The sequence below is a fragment of the Streptococcus sp. SM5 genome, from assembly GCF_027497975.1.
Window position 1 is genome coordinate 1 of record NZ_JAJNSC010000028.1, and the last position, 21789, is coordinate 21789.

The window sequence follows — 21789 nt, forward strand, 5'->3', positions numbered from 1 at the left end:
ACACTCATAGTCCGTACGGGATTCGAACCCGTGTTACCGCCGTGAAAAGGCGGTGTCTTAACCCCTTGACCAACGGACCCGAGCTTTTTGACTCTTTCTATTATACCTACTTTTTTTGCCTTGTCAACAGGTTTAACTAAACTTTTTAAATTTTTTATGTTAGGGTTAGTTCTTTAGTTAAAATAATCTAGTTCCATTGTATTACATATTTCAGACAGCTTTTATGATGTGGCTGATTGAAATATGAACTAATTATTTTATATACTATTAAAGAAATTACAAGACAGCAATTTGATTTAAATTCACTTCAGCAATTGTATCATTACCGAACATTGAAATAATCATTTTCACTTTATTGTTATCAATTTCAGTGATTTTACCGGTGTAATCTGTAAATGCACCATCAATAATGCGCACTGTTTGACCAACTTCAACATCGATATCAAATTCTTGGACCGTTTGCCCCATTGAAATTAGGATATCACGAATTTCTTGTTCCAAAAGCGGAGTTGGTTTAGATCTATTTCCGTGTGAGCCCACAAATCCAGTAACATTTGGAGTGTTACGAACAACAAACCATGCTTCATCTGTCATTACCATTTCAACAAGAACATATCCTGGAAAGCGGTTCTCTTCAACTTCTTTTTTCTTTCCATTCTTTTCAATCTGAACTGTTTGAGTTGGGATTTCAACGCGCAAAATGTTATCTAACATATTGTAAGTTTGTGCACGTTGCAAGAGATTTTCTTTTACTTTATTTTCATAACCAGAATATGTTTGTAGGACAAACCATCCTTTATCAAAAGAATCCATTATATTTCCTTTCTTAACTATGTTTCAATTTAGAAAATATTGATGAAGCGAATCAAGCCATTAACAATCAATTGGTCAAAAATATAAATGATGATTACAAAAAAGGCTGTATATTCAATAATTGATTTAAAATCTAACCAACTTGCTTTGCGGGTTGGCCAAGTTGTTTCTTTAAGAAGTGTAAAAATATCCTTAATAAAACTCATTCTATTCTCCTATCTCGTTTCTTTATGTATAGTGTACTTGCCACAATGTTTACAAAATTTATTTACTTCTAAGCGTGTTGGTTTTGGAGTTCCACTAATTTTGATTGAATAATTCCTTGAACCACAAACCTCACAGGCTAGACTTGCTTTTTTTAGTGCCATAGTGCCTCCATCCTAACTATTATAACAAGAAAGATGGCCTTTGACAAGTTAAATTGCATCATACATTGTTTTTAACCTTTTGAGAATATTATATATTAAAAAACCTAGGAAATATCCTAGGCTTGAATCTGCTTAACTTAGCTTATTTTCCAAGATAGTATTCAGCAACTACATTCAATTTTTCATCGAATTCGAATACCAATGGTGGGAAGTTTGGAATTTCCACATCCATGATTTCGTCATCTGACAAACCTTTAATGTGTTTTACAAGGGCACGAATAGAGTTACCGTGTGCTCCTACGAATACATTCTTACCGTCTTTAAGTGCTGGAGCAATTTTATCTTCCCAGAATGGAAGGGCACGTTCCAAAGTCACTTTCAAGTTTTCAGCATCTGGAATTACTGAGTCATCAAGTGAAGCGTAACGACGGTCTTTATGAGCTGAGTACTCATCATCACGATCCATGTTTGGAGGTAATACATCGTATGAACGACGCCAGATGTGAACTTGCTCATCACCGAATTGTTCAGCTGCTTCTGCTTTGTTTTTACCAGTCAAACCACCGTAGTGACGTTCATTCAAGCGCCATGATTTTTCAACTGGAACCCACAATTGGTCAGCTGCTTCAAGAGCTAAGTTAGTCGTTTTAATCGCACGTTTCAACACTGAAGTATAAGCTTGGTCAAATTCGATACCAGCTTCTTTAATCAATTTACCAGCGTCAATCGCTTGTTGTGTTCCTTTTTCAGACAAATCAACATCAGCCCAACCAGTGAATAGGTTAGCTTTATTCCATTCAGACTCACCATGGCGAGCGAAAACCAATTTTACCATTATGGATTCTCCTTTTATTTTCCGAGGGCACCCTCGTTTTTCTATTCCATTCTACTAGATTTTTCATGAAAAATCCAGTCTGGACAGTGAAAAAGTGTATTTTTTCACAAAATTGTTTTCAAGTATTAAAAAAGAAGGAGTTATTAAGTCCTTCTTTCTATGTAAATCTATTCTTGAATTTGAAATTGTTTTAAACTTGATAGGTATAGTGCAGCACCAATAATAATAACAATACCGCCAATCCATCCTAAAAACGGAATCAATGATACCACTGCTCCTACGATAAACAAAATAGATGGCGCAAGCGAAATTCGTTTGTCATCTTTGTAATAGACCAGAGTTAAAATCCCTAAAATTAGTATTGCAATTTTTACCAAAGCAAAGGCAATAAACATCATTCCAACAATGACAGCAGCAGCATCTTCATCTTCAGATATACCAGCAATCATCACAATCACAAATGGCAAAATTGCCAAAATAATACCTGTGATCAAGCCAATAATTCCATCGATTTGAGCTAGAGTTTTTGTTTTCATAAAAGTCTCCTTTTCAATTAAATACACATTATTATACCATAATTTTACTGTACATTTAGAAATTTTTTAGAGAAATCAAAAAATACAGGACGAACCTGTATTTTTAAATAGTCTTATTTAGATTCAAAACCCTCTGTAACAGCTTGGGCAAAGTTTTCTTCCACGACACCTGCACAGTGATCACAGATAAACGCGTTGTAGCTACGTTCTGCAGTACTTGGATCGATACGACGGCAACGGTCACAAACCTCACCAGTTGCACGTTCAACTGTAAAGGCTACATCTTCAAAGCTTACAGCAGTTTCTGGAGCTGGTCCTTCTGCAATTGTTAAGTCAGAAACAATCAATAGTTGAGCGACATTGCTATCTACTGCACCAAGAAGAGTCTTCACTACTTCGTTTGGATAAACCGTCAAGTGAGCTTCAAGTGATTTACCGATTACTTTAGCATTACGAGCTTCTTCCAAGGCTTTTTGAGCTTGTCCACGGAAGTCCATAAAGGCTGCCCAAGTGTCCAAGATTTCTACTTGATTAGCAAATGTTTGAGCTTCTGGCAATTCTGATAATTGAACAAAGTCTTCAGCTTCAAACTCTAGGTATGACCAGATTTCCTCTGCTGTGTGAGGAAGGATCGGTGTCAAGAGTTTAGTGATTTTTACAAGGATATCATAGAAGACCGTTTGCATTTGACGGCGTTCAAGTGACTTAGCTCCTTCAATGTAGACAACATCTTTAGCGAAGTCGAGGTAGAAGGCAGATAAATCAACGTTGATAAAGTTAACAAGTGCTTTATAGATTGTCAAGAATTCAAAGTCAGCATAAGAATCACGAATGGTCTTGACAAGCTGGTTAAAGCGAATGGTCATGTACTTGTCCACTGAACGAAGCTCTTCGTAAGCAACTGTATCCTCAGCTGGATTAAAGTCAGAAGTATTAGCAATCAAGAAACGAAGCGTGTTACGAATCTTACGGTAAGTTTCAGAAACTTGGCTTAAGATATCCATAGAGATACGCACATCGTTGCTTGAGTCAACACTGGTTACCCAGAGACGCAAGATTTCCGCACCAAATTGTTTTTCAACATCGCTTGGAGCAATGGTGTTCCCAAGAGATTTAGACATCTTTTCACCTTTACCGTCAAGGGCAAAACCTTGTGACAAGATTTGTTTGTATGGTGCGACACCATGGTTGGCAACAGATGTGATGAGTGATGAGTTGAACCAGCCACGGTATTGGTCTGAACCTTCTAAATAGAGGTCAGCTGGGTATTTGAGCTCTGGACGGTTCACTACAACCCCATTCCATGATGAACCTGAGTCGAACCATACATCCATGATATCCGTTTCTTTCTTGAACAAACCATTTGGAGAACCTGGATGTGTAAATCCTTCTGGCAAGAGATCTTTGGCATCACGTTCCCACCAGATGATGGAACCATGTTCTTCAAAGAGTTGAGCCACATGTTCGATGGTTTCAGCTGTCATGATTGGTGTGCCATCTTCTGCGTAGAAGATTGGAAGAGGAACTCCCCAAGCACGTTGACGAGAGATAACCCAGTCGCCACGGTCACGGATCATGTTGTACAGACGGACTTTCCCCCACTCTGAGTGGAACTTGACTTTTTCAATTTCATCCAAGATTTCTTGGCGGAATTTAGATACAGAAGCAAACCATTGTGGTACTGCACGCCAGATAATTGGTTTTTTCGTACGCCAGTCAAATGGGTAGGAGTGAGAGATTTCTTCTTGAGCAAGAAGGAGGCTACCTAGTTTTTCAATAACTGTTGGAACAACCTTGTCGTAGAATTGACCTTCAAACTCTGCACCAGCATTGGCCATCATGATACCACGTTCGTTGACAGTTACAGCAACTTCGAGACCATTGGCAACACCGACATTGTAGTCATCCTCACCAAAACCAGGGGCTGTATGGACGATACCTGTACCAGAATCTGTTGTAACGTGGTCACCAAGTATAACGAGTTCATCTACTGCTGTATCCCATGGGTGTTCTGTCACGATGTGGTTCAATTCTGAACCACGGTAGGTAGCAAACACTTGAACATCCGCCCAACCAAATTTTTCAGACAGGCTGTTCAGCAATTCTGAAGCAACTACAAATTTACGAGTTTCGCCAGCTGGTTGCACCAAGACGTAATCAATATCTGCACCAACAGTCAAACCACGAGAAGCCGTGATGGTGAATGGAGTTGTTGTCCAAACGACGATATAAGTATCAGTGTCTAGAACACCTTTGCCATCTTTGACCTTATTGGCATAGTAAAGAGAAGTTGAAACCAAGTCATGGTATTCAATTTCCGCTTCAGCAAGAGCCGACTCAGATGACCATGACCAGTAAACTGGCTTAGCTCCACGGTAGATGTAGCCCTTGTTAGCCATTTCACCAAAGACACGGATTTGCGCTGCTTCATAGTCTGGCGTCAAGGTTACATATGGATTTTCCCAGTCACCAGAAACACCCAAGCGCTTGAAATCTTCGCGTTGTTTATCTACTTGAGAGAGGGCATAGTCACGACAAAGTTTCAAGTACTCAACCAAGTCCATCTCTTTGCGTTTAACACCTTGTTTTGCCAAAACTTGCTCGATTGGCAGACCGTGTGTGTCCCAACCTGGAATGTATGGTGCGTAAAATCCTGACATCGATTTTGAACGAACAATGATATCTTTAGAAATCTTGTTCATGGCATGTCCAACGTGAATATTCCCGTTAGCGTATGGAGGGCCATCATGAAGCGTGAAATGTGGTTTTCCTTCATTTAACTCTTGACGACGTTGATAAAGTTTTGCTTCTTCCCACTCTTTTTGCCAAACTGGCTCTTTAGTTGGAAGCCCGGCACGCATTGGAAATTCAGTTTTTCCTAGATTTAAAGTTTCTTTGAGTTTCATTGTATCTCCTTTATATATAGACAAATTAAAAACCACGATTCGCAAAAAGGACGAAAATCGTGGTACCACCTTTATTCGGAAAAAGACTCAGTCCTTTTCCCTCTTTTCCCGTAACGTGGGCAACGTCAAATCTTACTCATTTCAGACTTGATACTAAGAGAGGATAAATTTACCAACAGGGATTGTAGGACTTTCACCATCTCCTACTCGCTAGAAATGTGATTGATAAATTCTTGTTCTCGAATGAGATTCTTATAAAATTTGAACAGACTCTTTTTGAGCTTCACGATCTGAATCAGAATGAGATTCGGCATCAGATTCACGCTCTCCTTCAACAGATTCTTTCGCTTCTGATTCTAGTAATTCTTTATTTGCAGCCTCAATACGTGCTTGAAGTTCTGCCACCTCTTCTGGGGAGAATTGGCGAGTCATGTCAATCGGTTCTTCTTCCTGGTATGAAGATACATCTTCACCTAGAACCTCTTCGACGACTTCCTTGAAGGCTTCATCACTAGTTTGCAAATATGTTGCAGTCGGACGCAAAATTTCTTCCCAATCTGATGAGTCAACAATAGCTAATTGACTTTCGATTGTTGATTTCAAGCGTTGGTGGAAGACACGACTCTTGTTCTTCAACTCTTCTGTTTCAACGGCAACCTTCTTAGCATTGTCTGTAGCTTGACGCAAGATTTCATTAGCTTTATATTTAGCTTCATCTAACAGACGTTGTGCATCTTGCTCAGCTTGATGAACAATATTATTTGATCGCTCATTTGCTGCCTGTTTTACACGTTCAGCTGTATCTTGAGCAATCAGAACAGACTGACTCAACGAATCTTTAATCTCATCAAAATATGACAAACGTTCTTCTAAGTTTTTAATGTGTTGTTCTTTTTCATGATTGCTTCGCACAAGTGCTTCATAATCACGAACAACAATGTCTAAGAATTCATCAACTTCATCGCGATTAAATCCTCTAAACTGCAATCCGAAGGTTTTATCCTTAATTTCTAATGATGTAATTGGCATAATTTTCCTCACTTATTTAATAAAAAATAGAATCATTAATTGTTTCTGGTTCTTGGTCGTTTGTTACTGTTCTCTTAGGAATATCATTCGTATAATTGGAAAGACGTTCTTCTAGTTTTTTGACATAGATTTCAGTCTCATCCTTGTAGCGGACTAATTCTTCATAGTCAAAATAAATTTTATCTAAAAATTCGTCCACTTCTTCCTTATTATACCCTCTGAATTTAATCGAAAAAGCTTTATCAATAATTTCTTGTGGTGTAATCGACATATTTTTCTCACTTACTTAATAGTAACTGCACTGTTAATTTTATCTTATCTTTTTTTGTCTGACCATTTTCACGAAGAATACTGATTCTACCAAAACGTCTGACACTTACTAAATCACCAAGTTTAAGTTGGAAATCCGTTTTTTCAACTTCGTGATAATTTACTTGAACAAGTTTCTTATCAATGAGAGCATTGGCTTGCGAACGAGAAAGTTTCAAAACATTGGATAGAAAGGCATCCAAGCGCATGCTCGGAACTAACACATCCTTTTCCTGGTAGTTTTCTCTTGGAACAACTTTCTCTGAAAAAGAACGCTCTTCTAAGGAAACTGGGATTTTTGATACTTTTTGTATACCGTCCTCAAACAAATTTTTAAAATTACGATTAACAACGATTTGCGCTCTTTGATCGGTTACTAAAATATCACCGAACAATTTACGCTCAATACCTAAGCGATTAAGTACTGTTCCTAAAATTTTAGCATGTGTTAATTGTGAAAATTTATTTGGGTAAACAATTTCTAATAAGGTCATTTCAAAATCTAAAAGAGTGGGGATGAAATAATTTGGAGCAAGAATAACCCTTGCATATTCAGAAGGAACAAAATCCTCACTACTATAGACTCGAATACCTGCATTCCCACCCAATGTTTTAAGAATGAAAACTTGATGCGGATTTAAAAAATAAGTTAACACGGGAGCATATTGCTCTTCTACCTGGTTTATCCATTCCAATCCTTTATCAATAAAGGGTATATCTTCGACTGCAAAATGTTGGTAAATATCCTTGCTCATATCATCAATAGAATATTAATTAGGTAACGACTGATGTAACGGAGTAAAATAACTGCAATCCATACAGTAAAATCAAGTCCAGCAAATTGTAGGGGAAGACGTCTTAATGGTTGAAGAATTGGTTTCGTTAAAGTTTCCAAAAACCGGCCTAATTGTGTATTGTAGGCATTAGGAAACCATGATAATAGAGCAAAAGCTACAAGTATCAGTGAATAGATATCTGTAGCATTTTGTATAAATCGAGCAATTAGAAACATTAGCGTACTCTATTTCTCTTCATATCAAAGTCATAATCTTCAGTTTGAGATTCCTCTGGTAAACGAATATCTTCAATATTAACCACAACACCAACTGGAGTTAAAAGATACATTGTATTTGCAACTTTTCTAAGTTCACCAGCTAGAACATGACGAGCTCCGTCCAAATAATCTAAACAACGGCGAGCTTGAACTTCAGTCATATATTGGAAATCAATTAAAATACTTTCATTTCCTGCCAACAAATCAACAATATCTGTTGCATCTTCATATCGACGAGGATAACGGACATCAATTGTCACTTTTTCAGTACTACGATGACTTTCAACTGCTAATTCTTGTTGACGTGCATGAAGGCGTCTAATATTTTTTTCCTTGGCATCAGATTCTGAAGAAACTTGAGTCTGTTGTGGCAATTCCTTTCTTGGTGGAACTGCTGACAATGAACGCTCTGATGACGCAGTTACTACTTCATCAGAAATATTTTCTCCATCTTCAGTAAAATAATCTATAAATCTATCAAATTTATCTTTTAGTGACATGGTTTTTTCCTACTTAAAAAATGATGTACCTATACGAACAAAAGTTGAACCAAATTGAATCGCTTCTTTATAATCACGACTCATTCCCATACTTAGTTCTGACATTGGCATATTGGGGATTAGTTTTTGTTGAATTTCTTTTTGTAACTCTTGTGTTTCTCTAAAAATTGATTGTAACTCTTCAGTTTCAGCTTCAAAAGGAGCCATTGTCATAAGACCAACATATTCAATCTTATCTAACTTTGCTAAATCCGGCAACAGATTCATTAACTCCTCTTTTGAAAAACCATGCTTAGTTTCTTCACCAGAGATATTTACTTGTAAAAAACACTTAATCTTGCGATTTGTACGCTTTTGTATTTCTTCTGCTAATTTTAAAGAGTCTAAAGCATGGAAATAATCAACGTAGGCAATCACATCCTTGACTTTTCGTCGTTGCAAACTTCCTATTAAATGCCAGGTTATATTTCTATCGCTTAAGGCATGAAATTTTTCAAGGAATTTATCAACACGATTTTCTCCTATATGTCTCACCCCTTGATCAACCAATTGTGAAGCAGTTGATCCGTCGACATATTTAGTTACAGCAATGACAGAAACCGAGTCGACTTCACGACCGGCTTCTTGGACTGCATCTGTAACTTGCTGAAAAACAAGGTTTGTATTCTCTTTTAAATTCATTTGAATTATCGGTTTTTAAAGAATGGTGGAGTTTCCAACTCGTCTTCATCAGAAGAAGGAGCTTCAAATCGCTCTACTGGTGATACCAGAGAATCTCCCTGACGAACAATAGTGTCACGTCTTAAATCCCAATCACCAAATGCAGATGCTTTAGGTGCTTCAGGAGTACGAGAAGTACCAACTGGAACTTCTGGAGTTTCAGTTAAATCGAAGTGACGATCGTAGGTATGAGTACGTCCAGTTTTAACTGGTTCACGGTATGCATTTTGTCTTGGCTTAGGAGCTACAACTTTTTCAACAGCATCCTGACGAACACCCGTCGCGACAACAGTTACTCGAATTTCATCTTTCATTGTTTCATCAATAGATGTTCCGAGCCAGATATTTACACCGTGTCCTGCAGCTTGGTTGACAATTTCTGAAGCTTCTTCTGCTTCTGTCAAGGTCAAGTCCAAACCACCAGTCACGTTTACGATAACATCCTCTGCACCATCGATTGTAGTTTCAAGGAGTGGAGAGTAGATAGCTTTACGAGCCGCTTCGATAACACGCTCTTCACCACTACCAATACCAATTCCCATTAGGGCATTACCTTTGTTTGCCATTACAGTCTTAACGTCTGCAAAGTCCAAGTTAATCAATCCTGGGCGAGTAATTAAATCTGTAATCCCTTGTACACCTTGACGAAGAACGTTGTCCGCTTCACTCAAAGCTTCAAGAAGCGGTGTCTTCTTATCAACGATTTCCAATAGGTTGTTATTTGAAATAATCAACAGTGTATCAACATGCTCACGAAGTTCGTTAATACCTTCCACTGCATATTGGCCACGTTTACTTCCTTCAAAACCAAATGGACGTGTCACAACACCGACAGTCAAGGCACCAAGACCTTTAGCGATACGAGCAATAACTGGTGCAGCACCTGTACCAGAACCACCACCCATACCAGCAGTGATGAAGACCATATCAGCTCCACTGATTGCTTCGGTTAGAACTTCTTCGCTTTCTTCAGCAGCTTTACGACCAACCTCAGGTTGACCTCCTGCACCAAGTCCACGAGTTAATTTAGGGCCAAGTTGAATTACAGTTTCAGCTTTTGTACTACTTAAAGCTTGTACATCAGTGTTAGCTGCAATAAACTCAACACCAGAAACACCTTCTTCAACCATACGGTTTATGGCGTTCCCACCGCCGCCTCCAACACCGATAACTTTAATTACTGCACCTTGTGCTGCTGCTGTATCAAATGAAAATGTCATATTATTTTTCCTCTACTTTATTCGTCAAACATGCTTCCAATCAAGCTACGGAAACGATCAGTTAATTTCTCTTTCGGTTTTTCTCCCGATTGGTTGAGTGATGCATCTGTCGTATAGACAGGTTCATCAGAACCACTAGTTGATCCGAAAACTGAGCTTTGAGAAGCAGTTGCTTTTGGTTGATTTGATCTAAAGTCAATTGGTTGATGACGTAATGTTTCATCACCTCTAATAGCACGTTGAGCTAGTACGTTTACTTCAGTAAGGCTACCAGCGAATTCTGATAAGCTGATTACATGCGCAAATGCTGGGTTGCGGATACCAACTTGATTTGGAACGTAAAGTTTAACACGTACTCCAAAGACTTCTTGTGCCAGCTCAACAATTCCAGGAAGAATAGCATTTCCGCCAATCAAGGAAATCCCACCTGACAAGTCAAGCAAATGTCTTCTTTCCAAATCTTGCTTGATTTGTTCAAAGACATGCTTCAATCTAGCTGAAATAATTTGAGCTAAGTAAACTTCGCTCACTTCTACTGGTTCAACTTCACCGATAACTTCAACTTGGAAAGTTTCTTTACTTGCCAACTGAGGATAAGCCTCACCATAGTTTAGTTTCAAGCTTTCAGCAATTTTCTTAGAAGTTTTTAGAACTTTTGAAATGTCTTTTGTAACGTATTCTCCACCTTCTTGGTATACATTAGTGTACTGCAATTCTTGATTGCGAATAGTTGCAACACTTGTTTGGCCACCACCCATATCGATAACAGTCGCTCCAAACTCACGTTCGCCTTCGTTAAGAACAGAGTTGACAATTGCAAGCGGTGAAATAATCACGTTATCAACTTGAACTCCAACACGTTCTACAGTTTTACGAAGGTTGTGAAGAATGGTTCTTGGACCTGTGTATAAAAGCCCACGCATTTCTAAGCGTACTCCCATCATTCCACGTGGATCACGAATTCCTTGGAAGCCATCAACAACAAACTCTTCTGGAACAAAAGTAATCACTTCACGATCTGGTGTCATACTCTTTGTCAAAGCTGATTTGACTACATTTTCAACATCTTGATCTGTAATTTCTTTTGTGTCTGATGTTACAGGAATCATTCCTTGCGTTGGCTCAACTTGCAACAAGTTCGCTGGAAGACCAACGTTTACAGACTTGATAGAAATTCCTGCTTTCTCTTCTGCTTGAGAAATAGCAGATTTAATAGCTGCCGCTGCAGCCTCGATATCAACGATAATTCCATCCTTGACACCTTTACTTTTTGCGTTACTAACGCCAATTACATTTACTTCACCATCTACAAGCTCTGCAACTAACACTTTAATAGAGCTCGTTCCAATATCTAAGCCTGTAAAAAAACCATTTCTAGTCATTACACTGCATCCTCTCTATCTTCCAAGTTTCACACTTTGTTTTTTTAATAGCTACAAGAAGGCATAGCTATTCACAGAATATTATATCATAAAAAATATATTCGTGCTTAATTTTTTATGATTTTATAGCATGTTTTTGAAGAAAAAAAGGCAAAAATTTCTTAAAAAATAACTTTATTATAAAACTAAAATTAAAAACAATACTAAAATGTGTGAAATTATCATCAATTGGATGAACGTTCGGTTTTTCTAGTCATGGAATTCTGTTTTTTGATTTCGTTTTTCACGTAACTTTTAGCTATCATTTTTGAAATCATTCGTTTTTTTTAAATGTGTTTTAAAAAAACTAATTACAGAACAATAAAAAAAGAAGCTAGGGTTTCTAACTTCTTTTACATTTTCAACTGTTTTAATGCAGTACGTAAATAATATCCTTCTCGAATCTCTTTTCCTACACGCTTGGTGTTTTCTAATAGAGTCTGGTAGTCATCTAAAGTTAACTCCTCTATTACTTGCGGCAAGTCATGTAGTGACTCGACTGCGATACCACACTCTTTCACTAGAACAAAATGAGAGAGAGCTGACTGCTTCCACACTACAAGCGGGAATCCAGATGCCAAGTAAAGGGATGCCTTGTGAGAGTTGTTGTAGCGAAGGTACTCGCCAAAGACACCACTACAGGTTTCAACACTATCCCCATCCCATACGAGTCCAAATCCACCCTCAAGGGCTACAGGAAGCTCGTCAGGCAGAAAAGAACCAAAGTAAGTTTCATTCTCTAAAGCTCTACTCTCATCAAAACCAACACCATAGAGGTTATAGGCAGGATTTGCCGGCAATTTATACAAGTAACCAGCTTTTTCTTGTGCTAGATTACCTGCCACAATCATCGGCTGGTCTTTTGTTTGACCGATCTTCTCTTGGAAATTAGGAATCAAATAGTCAAAAATGCCAAGGCTAACAATCTTATCTTCCGCAATTCCTTTATCCACCAAAACAGATTTCATAACCGGGTTGTGGGCGATGATTCCATCAGCTGCTTTGAGAAAACTTGCTTCTTGGAGGTACATCCGAATTCTGTGTTTTAAAGGCAGTGAAGTCATGTTGGCATGGCGGAGCACTTCTAGGTCATGAATCAAAAGATAGACTTTAATCCCTCTTTTTTGCGCTTTTTTGACCAAATGGGTGGAGAAAAAGCTATGGTGGAGCATGGGAAACTGGATCAACAACTCATCTCCTTGCTTTAGTTGATCCAAGGCTTGTCCAAAAGCCTTTGCCTTATGGCGTTGAGCCGCAAGGGTACTCATTTGATACCAATTGTCGACGGACAAGACCAAGGGGTGATAGCCTTCTTCTTTCACAATACTTTCTACGTCATTGCGCGCTTTATTTCCCGCGTTCTTTGCGTTGACATCATGCAGGAATTCTTCTTTTAAGTAGTATTTCATAGATTATTGTTTCTTTCAATCAAACTCATTTGCTACAACTTCCAAAGCACGCTCAATGACCACGTGCATGTCGTAGTATTTATAGTCTGCCAAGCGTCCACAGAAGATAACCTTGTCATTCTTATCCGCTTCTTCTTGATACTTCGCAAACATAGCGTTGTTCTTTTCATCGTTGATTGGGTAGTATGGCTCATCCCCACGTTTCCAGTCAGCTGGGTATTCACGCGTGATAACCGTCTTAGGTTGGGTACCATACTCGAAATGCTTATGTTCAATGATACGAGTATAAGGAATCTCACGCTCTGTGTAGTTGACCACGGCATTTCCTTGATGGTTTTCCTCATCCAAGATTTCGTGTTCAAAACGAAGACTGCGGTATTCCAATTCCCCATGTTTGTAATCAAAGTACTGATCAATCATTCCTGTAAAGACAACTTTATCAGCTGAAGCTTCAAGCTCTTCACGATTGGCAAAGAAATCAACGCCAAGCTCTACTTCCACATCACCAAGCATGTTTTCAATGATGACGTTGTATCCACCGATTGGAATACCTTGGTAACGGTCATTAAAGTAGTTGTTATCAAAGGTCAAACGCACTGGGAGACGCTTGATGATAAAGGGTGGAAGGTCTGTTGCAGAACGTCCCCATTGTTTTTCTGTATAGCCCTTGATCAACTTTTCATAGATATCTGGACCAATCAACTTGATAGCTTGCTCTTCCAAGTTTTTCGGCTCAACATCCTTCATATCAGCTGTTTGCTCGGCAATCTTGTCTTTGACTTCTTGAGGAGTCTTTGTTCCCCACATAGCATAGAAGGTATTCATATTAAACGGAAGATTGTAAAGACTTCCCTTATAGTTAGCTACCGGTGAATTGATATAGTTATTAAACTCCGCAAACTGATTAACATAATCCCAAACCTTTTTGTTGGAAGTATGGAAAATGTGGGCACCATACTTGTGAACATTGATGTCTTCAACATTTTCACAGTAGATATTTCCACCGATGTGATCACGTTTGTCAATCACTTTTACTTTTTTGCCACGTTTTGTAGCTTCGTGTGCAAAGATTGCTCCAGACAAACCTGCACCTACAATTAAATAGTCATACATATTAAATTAAAACTCCGTTAATGAACTTTACATTTCTTATTATTGCCGACTCAGGATCAGCAAAAGTTAGTTGTTTTTTAGAAAGGTATCATATCATGACCCGACTAAAATCTAGTACTAGAGCTAGGTCTCATTTGTAGCAACAATATCATTTGATTCTTTTTTGCTAAAAGTATTTGTTGTAAATAGTAAAAACATGAATATATTATATGTAGGAACAAACCAGAAGGCTTCAATCATACAGTTAAAAGCAATCAATGATAAAATCGCAACTAATAAATATTGACCATCCTTATACTGTTTCCTTGAGGCGACAACATAAATTATTATCAATAGAACTACAGGCACTATTCCATATGTAAATAACATCTGCACATAAGAGGAATCTACATAGTTATACCCTATTACAGATTCTGTTTTACCACCCGAACCTATAAATTGAACGTTTCTTGTCCCAAATAGATGCACTCCAAACGTATCAAATGCATTCCTACCTAGAGCTAGCCTTCCCGTGATTAATTTATTTATCGATACCAAAAATGGATTAGACCATGAAAACTTGTATGAAAAATAGGTAACAACTGATGCGAATACAACAGCTGAATATGGTAGCAAGGCAAAAATCTTTAGTTTTTTCCCATTGCTGTAATAAAAATAAATGAAAATAACTGTCGCTAACAAGATTGACAAAGCATTTAAACGTGCATCACAGTATTTTATAATGAAAGCTGATAGCAAGACACCAAACAGCGATCTAGTCCATATAAATTTGTCTTTTAGAAGATAGGAAATTGCTAAAAATAGATAAAAACAATGTGATGCAAAGTCCGTAGGATAAATAAATCCAAATGAATTTCGAATAACACCCGCACGATTATATTGTAGATTAGGAACCATGCCAACAAGTGATAAAAGAAAAACTCCAACTACGAGAATACCAGCTACAACTACATAGTTCCTCAAAACTACTTTCATATCTACATTAACCAAGAGGACTAGCAGCATCGAATAGACTAGAAAATTAAGCCTATTCGTTTGAACATACACTAAAACCCCCGAAAGCAACAATAGAATAGAAAATATTAGATATTTGTATGAGACACGCATTTTATACAAAAAACGAAGCCCTAAAAGCAATACAACCAAAAATAGGAAATTTACTTTGACTTGAAAAAAAGTCCTATCCAGCATCGTAGTTGATATGGTATTAAAAAATACCACTACAGATACAACAATGCTGACTAGTAGGTTTTCAAATTTAATTTTTATCATATTTTTTGAAAAAGAATCATACAGGGTGAATTCTAAGAAAAAGAAATATTGAATCGTATGAGAAAAAATATTATTTCTTTAATCTTCTAGTTCACTTATACTCTTCTATCCTCCCTTTCCTAACTATTTAATCAACCAAAGCGAATTTAATCTAAACAAGAGTTTTTTACAACAAGACTATAAGCTACTGAAATTTCTTATTTATTCCATATAATTTCACTTATTCGATAACTGCTGTTTTAACTCTCTTGGATTAATTACTTTTAAGAATAGTATTTGAGAAATGTAAAGTATCACTCCTATTGCAGCAAATACCATAACATTTATAACAGGCGTAAAATTCACTGTAGTTTTCACTACAAATAGTCCACCGTACATGAGAGCTGATGCTCCTATAATTTTAAAAGTCGAAGCAAGAATAGGCACTTCTTTTAAATAATTTCTTGTAAAATACAGTTGAATTGCCCATACCAAGGCTTCTGTTAATACAGAAACAATGGCCGCTCCGATATAACCTAATTTAGGTAGTAATAATAAATTTAAACCGACACTCACAATAGCTGGAATAGTTGTCGAAATCATAAATTCTTTATTTTTATTATGTGGAATCAAGATTTGAATACCCATAATATTTGTCCATCCAATAAAGAACATCCTAAAAATCATAATTGCTATCGCATATTTAGCATCTTGGAAATCCTGTCCTAAGAAAAATTGCACAAAATCATCATTAACAATTAACATCCCTGCTATTATAGGAAAAATGACCAAATTGTATATTAAGAAAGACATCTGATGCATTTTGTTTACAGCCTTGTGATCTCCAGTCGATAGGAGATTGGCAACACGAGGAAGCATCACACTTCCTAACGAAGTCACTAGTGTAAGCAAAATATTGACCAATTTTAAGGCTTGGTCATAAATTCCGACGTCTTTAGTTGAGGCTAATGCCCCTAGCATAGTACGATCCAAAGTAACATATAGCGAAATAGCTATTTGCGGCAAAAACAAGAGAACAACTGGTTTCAAGTGTTGTTTAGCATAGGGCCAATCAAAATGTGGTTTCCCGATAAATTCTCTGGCTGGCAACCACATACTAAACTGCCCCAATAATTCAAATATTGTTAGCAAAAACACATAAAGATATAAATCATTTGCTGATTTTACAAATAAGAAGATTGAAATGACACCGACCAGTTTAACAGTAATATTTCTAACTGTTATCTTGCGAAAATCCTCTAACCCTTGAAATAACCAGGAGATATCCATCCCTTTAGATACCAGACTCAAACCCAAAATATATGCAACGGGATTTTGCATAAATGACAAGGACAGACATAAGAGAATGTATAAGCATATCGACAGAATGGTCGCACCAAACTGCAAGGTGTATATGCCCCAAAAGTTTTTTCGGATATCTTTACGATGGCCTGAAATTTCTTTTGTACCATAATTGGCCACTCCCAATGTCGCCAATAAAATAAAGTAGGTAACAATTGAATTGAAATAACCATAAGTACCTAAATCAGTTGAACTAAATACCCTAGTTACATAAGGTGTTGTTATAATAGGAAGAATTATGACTAAAAGCTGGTAAGAAAGATTATATGCATAATTTTTTAAAACCTTCATTCTTACCTAACCCATCTTCTCTCTAATTTTTTCATACAGTTTTGGAGAAACCAAAAGCATCAGGTATTTCACTTTATTTTTTCCTGTTATATTTGGATTAGGAATAATATCGTTGAAGTAACTAGTGTATTCTTTTCTGATTTTATTGACATCCGAATACATCTTTGAACTAAGCATAGCATGTACTACATGTAACCCCTTAAAGACATAACGTACAGTAAGTGCTTTCTTCATTTCCTTATCATTAGGATAATCTCTCTGAACAAATTCTCTATTCATCTCTATAGCCTTATAGAAGTCTAAAAATTTATCACTATAAGAAGAATTGACAATACTTCCAGGTCTTCTATAATATTTGTATAAATTGATGCATCCTACGGCAATTTCATTGCATGCTCCGATATGCTCAAAAGAGACAGCCAAATCTTCATAGATCATACCCTCTGGAAAAGGAAACTTCATCAAGATTTCTTTTTTGTATAGTTTTCCCCCTGGATGAGTTCCAACTATATTTCCATAAAACATCTCTTTCAAAGCTGTATAGCGATCTAATTTCAAAGAATCTATGTTAGTTAATGAACCTAAAAAATCCTCACTTTGGAAGTCCCTAACTTCGATGACGGAAGTTGCAACAAGATCAACATCATACTTCTTTTGAAGTTGCACTAAATACTCAACAGTTCTACGATCATAGTAATCATCAGAATCAATGAAAATTATCCACTCAGCAGAAGCAAACTTTACACCCGTATTTCGAGCATTAGAAAGGCCTCCATTCTCAATATGCAAGACTCTAATACGGTCATCTTCTTGGGCATACTTATCACATATTTTTCCAGAATCATCAGTAGAGCCATCATCTACCAAAATAATCTCAATATCCTTGTACGATTGATTAATTAAGCTATCAACACAATATTTCAAATAATCTTCAACGTTGTATACTGGAACAACAATCGAAACTTTCCCCATTATACTAATCCCTTCATGATAACTTCTACAATCTGTTGACAAGCTGTTCCATTCCCATAAGGATTGCTTGCCTTACTCATCTTGTTGTATTCCTCTTCATTTTCCAAAAGAAGCTTAAAATTCCTATAAATATTTTCTTCTTCTATTCCTACCAATTTCAAAGTTCCTGCCGCAATCCCTTCAGGACGTTCTGTGGTATCACGCATGACTAAAACTGGTTTCCCTAATGATGGAGCTTCTTCTTGAACTCCACCAGAATCTGTCAAAATCATGTAGCTTTGGTTCATGAAATTATGGAAATCAATAACTTCTAAAGGTTCAATGATTTTCATGCGTTCATTATCCCCAAAGACTTTACTTGCCAATTCACGAACTTTAGGATTTTTATGAATTGGGTAAACAACTTTTACATCTTCAAATTCATTTAAAATACGATTAACAGCATTAAACATATTTTTCATTGGTTGCCCAAGATTTTCACGTCTGTGAGCTGTCAACATAATCAACTTACTATCCTTAGCCCACTCTAAAATTGGGTGATTATAATCATCCTGAACAGTTGTCTTTAAGGCATCAATAACGGTATTCCCTGTTACAAAAATATTCCCTCTTCCCTCTTTTAGAAGATTTTCCTTTGCAACTTCTGTCGGAGCAAAATGATAATCTGCAATAATAGAAGTAGTCTGACGGTTGAACTCCTCAGGGAATGGACTTTGAAGATTGTAGGTTCTTAAACCTGCTTCCACGTGTCCAACTTTTATTCCCATGTAAAAGGCTGCCAAGGCCGTTGCGAAAGTTGTCGTCGTATCTCCGTGAACAAGTACAATATCTGGTTTTTCTTGTTCAAGCACCGCTTGAATTTTGTCTAGAATACTGGTCGTAATTGAAAATAGGGTTTGATTCGCCTTCATAATCCCCAAATCATAATCAGGAACGACTTTAAAGACATCCAAAACTTGCTCAAGCATCTCCTTATGTTGTCCAGTCACGCAGACAAGTGTCTTAATCGAGTCATTTTTTTTCAACTCATTTACTAAAGGACACATTTTGATTGCCTCTGGGCGCGTCCCAAAAACCAACATGACTTTTTTCATTTTGATTCTCCCTTTAGTTCTCTATACAGTTCCCTATAGTTCTCCAAGAATAAAGGATAACTAAATTTATTTTCATAGTCTTTCTTTGCTTGGCTAGCAAGCTCCTGTCTTAATGTTGCATCCATAGCTAATTTATCAATAGCAGATGCCAGAGCAGCAGGGTCTTTTGCCGGAACTAGAATCCCATTTTTATTTGTTACAACTTCGTTTAATCCCGGTATATCCGTCGCAACTAAGGTTTTACTATTCATAAATGCCTCAATGGCAACTAAGCCAAATCCTTCAAATACTGAAGGTAAAACACAAAAATCAAAACTATTGATACATTCCACAATATCCTTACGATATCCTAAAAAAGTTACCGAATCTTGAAGATGTAGCTCTTTAACCTTATTCTCAAGTTCATTTCTAAGCTCACCATCACCAACGATAAATAATCGAATATCCTTAATAGTCAGTAAGGAAATAGCATCAAGAAGATAAGTCAAGCCTTTTTGTTCAGATAACCTGGCAACACAACCAAGTTTAATCCCACCATAACTGATAATCTCATCGACTTGGTCATCCGTTTCCTTTAAAACAACTCCATTATAAATAACCCTGCTATCAGTAATACCTACATCTTCTTTTAGGTTTTTATTTACTGCTTCTCCCACTGCCACACTTTTAGCATTTTTTAAAGCAAATCCATATAGAGGCAGTTTATCTTTAAAGACATTATGGGCTGTGTAGACATGGATCAATTTTGGATGGCGCATCTGCAACAAACGAATATAGAAAGCAGCCATCCGGTGATGGGTGTGGACAAGAATGATCTCGTTTTCTTTGATGATTTTGGAGAGACTAGCAAGAATCTTGAGCACAGTAGCTGGCTGTTTGCTATCGACGTCTAGAATCCGATGGTGTTGAATCCCATTCTCTGCTAGTTTATCTTCCCATAGTCCACCAGTAGACGCGACATGTACCTGATCAAATTCATCCTTGAGGTCTGTCGCCAACTGATAGACAATGCGTTCTGCCCCACCGATATCCATAGTCCGCGAAATGTGCAGAATATTATTTTTTTGCTTTCCGTTTTTCATGTACTACTCTCTTAATAAAAGTGGCATTTCCTACAAAATAGCGCTTAAATAGGCGTTTTGGTTCATTGGCCACACGGAACAACCATTCCAGATTGGCCTTTTGCATCCATATAGGTGCCCGCTTGATATGTCCTGAAAGGACATCAAAGCTTCCTCCCACTCCCATAAAGACAGAATTAACACCTTGATCCATAAATTTTTGAATGATGTATTCTTTCTTGGGAGAGGTAATCCCAACAAAAACAAAATCAGGATTTTTCTCTCGGATATCTTCTTGAATACCGTACTCATCTTCTTCAGAAAAATAACCATTACGATATCCAAGGACTCGTAAATTTGGATAGTCTTTCTTAAAGATTTCTAGCATGTCTATTAAAACTTCTTCCTTGGCACCAAAAAAATAAACCGAATAAGACTTTTCATTGGCCAACAAGAGCAATCTTTGCATCAAATCAATCCCAGCAACTCTCTCAGGAACTTGATAACCCAAAAAGCGGGAAGCAAGAACAACTGAAGCTCCATCTGCATTAATAATCTCAGAAGCGTTCACTATCTTTTTAATAGATTCATCTGTTTGACATTGATTAATTTTGTCTGCGTTCACCCCCATTAGATGGAGTGGCCGTTGCTCAAGAACAAATTTTTCAACAGCTTGGACAGTTTCGTCCATTGTTAAGGGGTCAATTCTGACCCCCATTAAATTAAAACTATTCAATTTAATCTCCCCACGTAGACTCAAAATGACCCTTACGCTCAGCTTCTTTTGGCAGTTGCATGTAATCACCGTATATTTTTGTCAAATATTCATCGGGATTTGCATGACAACTTATTTGTAAATTTTCAAATTCTAGTAATTGCGGTTCCCCGAACACTTCTTTTCTTGCGAGTTCACGTTCTCGGTAGGAACCCAAGACATTTCCGACCATAGTACTAGTCTCGTAATCATATTGTTTGATGATACTTTGCAATTTTTTATTAATTTTTGAAGTGTTTAAAAGTTTATTTAATTTCAAAGTTTTTGAAACTTTTACAATCGCATTTTCGAATGAACCTCTATCTCTCTCATGTATGCGATCGATGACAGAAATTTTAGACAAGGCACGATAGAACTTTATTTTATTTGTATGCACCCAGTAATGAATTCCGTCTTCTGGGTAACCATCTAAGGGAAAGATATCAATAAAGGGACTACACCATTCATTGCCAAATTGAATTTGGATTGAAGTATCCATAATAGAAGTATTACCTAGATTATCGTCGTGAAGTCTTAAAATAACACTTTCAGGAAGCTCTTTCTCACAGATTGACAAGAATTTTTCATAATCTTTTCTAGGCATTCCTAAATCCATATCATCATCCCATGGGATAAATCCTTTATGACGAATGGCACCTAGTAATGTCCCACCTAAGGCGTAATAACGCAAATTATGTCTTTTACAAAGATCAATATAACTTTCTAAAAGAGTTAACTCTCCTAATTGAATTTCTCTCACTTTATTCATAG

23 protein-coding genes and 1 tRNA gene are annotated in these 21789 nt (G+C 37.1%); all 24 read right to left on the minus strand.

Translation table 11 applies throughout. The features are described from left to right. Positions 1-7: 7 nt before the first annotated feature. Positions 8-79: transfer RNA gene (locus tag PAN07_RS15230), tRNA-Glu, on the minus strand. Between the two features lie 197 nt (positions 80-276). Continuing rightward, positions 277-813, minus strand: coding sequence for a transcription termination/antitermination protein NusG (gene nusG, locus PAN07_RS15235; RefSeq protein WP_269798244.1), 537 nt, complete (start codon positions 811-813; stop codon positions 277-279). Between the two features lie 29 nt (positions 814-842). After that, positions 843-1019 carry a preprotein translocase subunit SecE gene (gene secE / locus PAN07_RS15240; protein ID WP_269798245.1) on the minus strand — a complete coding sequence of 59 codons (177 nt, stop codon included), beginning with the start codon at positions 1017-1019 and terminating at the stop codon, positions 843-845. Between the two features lie 9 nt (positions 1020-1028). Continuing rightward, a complete protein-coding gene (rpmG, locus tag PAN07_RS15245; RefSeq protein ID WP_075566063.1) occupies positions 1029-1181 on the minus strand; it encodes a 50S ribosomal protein L33 in 153 nt (50 codons plus the stop codon). Between the two features lie 142 nt (positions 1182-1323). After that, positions 1324-2016 carry a phosphoglycerate mutase gene (locus tag PAN07_RS15250; protein WP_269798246.1) on the minus strand — a complete coding sequence of 231 codons (693 nt, stop codon included), beginning with the start codon at positions 2014-2016 and terminating at the stop codon, positions 1324-1326. 167 nt (positions 2017-2183) lie between these two features. After that, on the minus strand, positions 2184-2552 hold the full coding sequence (locus PAN07_RS15255; protein ID WP_269798247.1) for a hypothetical protein: 369 nt from the start codon (positions 2550-2552) through the stop codon (positions 2184-2186). Positions 2553-2665: 113 nt separating this feature from the next. Beyond that, entirely contained in the window at positions 2666-5458 is a 2793-nt protein-coding gene (gene ileS / locus PAN07_RS15260; protein WP_269798248.1) for an isoleucine--tRNA ligase, read from the minus strand. 252 nt (positions 5459-5710) lie between these two features. Continuing rightward, positions 5711-6487 carry a DivIVA domain-containing protein gene (locus tag PAN07_RS15265; protein WP_269798249.1) on the minus strand — a complete coding sequence of 259 codons (777 nt, stop codon included), beginning with the start codon at positions 6485-6487 and terminating at the stop codon, positions 5711-5713. A gap of 16 nt (positions 6488-6503) precedes the next feature. Continuing rightward, positions 6504-6758, minus strand: a complete 255-nt coding sequence (locus PAN07_RS15270; RefSeq protein ID WP_269798250.1) for a DivIVA domain-containing protein — start codon at positions 6756-6758, stop codon at positions 6504-6506. Between the two features lie 7 nt (positions 6759-6765). Next, complete coding sequence (locus PAN07_RS15275; RefSeq protein ID WP_269798251.1) at positions 6766-7551, minus strand: RNA-binding protein; 786 nt, start codon at positions 7549-7551, stop codon at positions 6766-6768. Next, positions 7548-7808: a YggT family protein gene (locus tag PAN07_RS15280; RefSeq protein WP_269798252.1), complete on the minus strand. Its 261-nt coding sequence runs from the start codon at positions 7806-7808 to the stop codon at positions 7548-7550. Before PAN07_RS15280 ends, PAN07_RS15275 begins: the two co-directional genes overlap by 4 nt. Beyond that, positions 7808-8350, minus strand: coding sequence for a cell division protein SepF (locus tag PAN07_RS15285; RefSeq protein ID WP_269798253.1), 543 nt, complete (start codon positions 8348-8350; stop codon positions 7808-7810). Before PAN07_RS15285 ends, PAN07_RS15280 begins: the two co-directional genes overlap by 1 nt. 9 nt (positions 8351-8359) lie before the next feature. After that, on the minus strand, positions 8360-9031 hold the full coding sequence (locus PAN07_RS15290; RefSeq protein ID WP_269798254.1) for a YggS family pyridoxal phosphate-dependent enzyme: 672 nt from the start codon (positions 9029-9031) through the stop codon (positions 8360-8362). A 5-nt stretch (positions 9032-9036) separates the two neighbouring features. Continuing rightward, on the minus strand, positions 9037-10290 hold the full coding sequence (ftsZ, locus tag PAN07_RS15295) for a cell division protein FtsZ (protein WP_269798255.1): 1254 nt from the start codon (positions 10288-10290) through the stop codon (positions 9037-9039). A gap of 17 nt (positions 10291-10307) precedes the next feature. Further along, positions 10308-11672 carry a cell division protein FtsA gene (gene ftsA / locus PAN07_RS15300; protein ID WP_269798256.1) on the minus strand — a complete coding sequence of 455 codons (1365 nt, stop codon included), beginning with the start codon at positions 11670-11672 and terminating at the stop codon, positions 10308-10310. A 392-nt stretch (positions 11673-12064) separates the two neighbouring features. Further along, positions 12065-13120, minus strand: a complete 1056-nt coding sequence (locus PAN07_RS15305; protein ID WP_269798257.1) for a galactofuranosyltransferase — start codon at positions 13118-13120, stop codon at positions 12065-12067. Positions 13121-13135: 15 nt separating this feature from the next. Further along, on the minus strand, positions 13136-14233 hold the full coding sequence (gene glf, locus PAN07_RS15310; RefSeq protein ID WP_269798258.1) for a UDP-galactopyranose mutase: 1098 nt from the start codon (positions 14231-14233) through the stop codon (positions 13136-13138). A gap of 123 nt (positions 14234-14356) precedes the next feature. After that, positions 14357-15505, minus strand: a complete 1149-nt coding sequence (locus PAN07_RS15315; RefSeq protein WP_269798259.1) for a polysaccharide polymerase — start codon at positions 15503-15505, stop codon at positions 14357-14359. Between the two features lie 216 nt (positions 15506-15721). Then, a complete protein-coding gene (locus PAN07_RS15320) occupies positions 15722-17137 on the minus strand; it encodes a flippase (RefSeq protein ID WP_269798260.1) in 1416 nt (471 codons plus the stop codon). A 6-nt stretch (positions 17138-17143) separates the two neighbouring features. Next, positions 17144-18109: a glycosyltransferase family 2 protein gene (locus PAN07_RS15325; RefSeq protein WP_269798261.1), complete on the minus strand. Its 966-nt coding sequence runs from the start codon at positions 18107-18109 to the stop codon at positions 17144-17146. After that, positions 18109-19203, minus strand: a complete 1095-nt coding sequence (gene wecB / locus PAN07_RS15330) for a UDP-N-acetylglucosamine 2-epimerase (non-hydrolyzing) (RefSeq protein WP_269798262.1) — start codon at positions 19201-19203, stop codon at positions 18109-18111. The genes PAN07_RS15325 and wecB overlap by 1 nt, the downstream gene beginning before the upstream one ends. After that, positions 19200-20285, minus strand: a complete 1086-nt coding sequence (locus PAN07_RS15335) for a glycosyltransferase family 4 protein (protein ID WP_269798263.1) — start codon at positions 20283-20285, stop codon at positions 19200-19202. The genes wecB and PAN07_RS15335 overlap by 4 nt, the downstream gene beginning before the upstream one ends. Next, positions 20260-20982 carry a WecB/TagA/CpsF family glycosyltransferase gene (locus PAN07_RS15340; protein ID WP_045613593.1) on the minus strand — a complete coding sequence of 241 codons (723 nt, stop codon included), beginning with the start codon at positions 20980-20982 and terminating at the stop codon, positions 20260-20262. Before PAN07_RS15340 ends, PAN07_RS15335 begins: the two co-directional genes overlap by 26 nt. Before the next feature lie 19 nt (positions 20983-21001). Then, positions 21002-21787, minus strand: coding sequence for a LicD family protein (locus PAN07_RS15345; protein ID WP_269798264.1), 786 nt, complete (start codon positions 21785-21787; stop codon positions 21002-21004). Positions 21788-21789 lie beyond the last annotated feature (2 nt).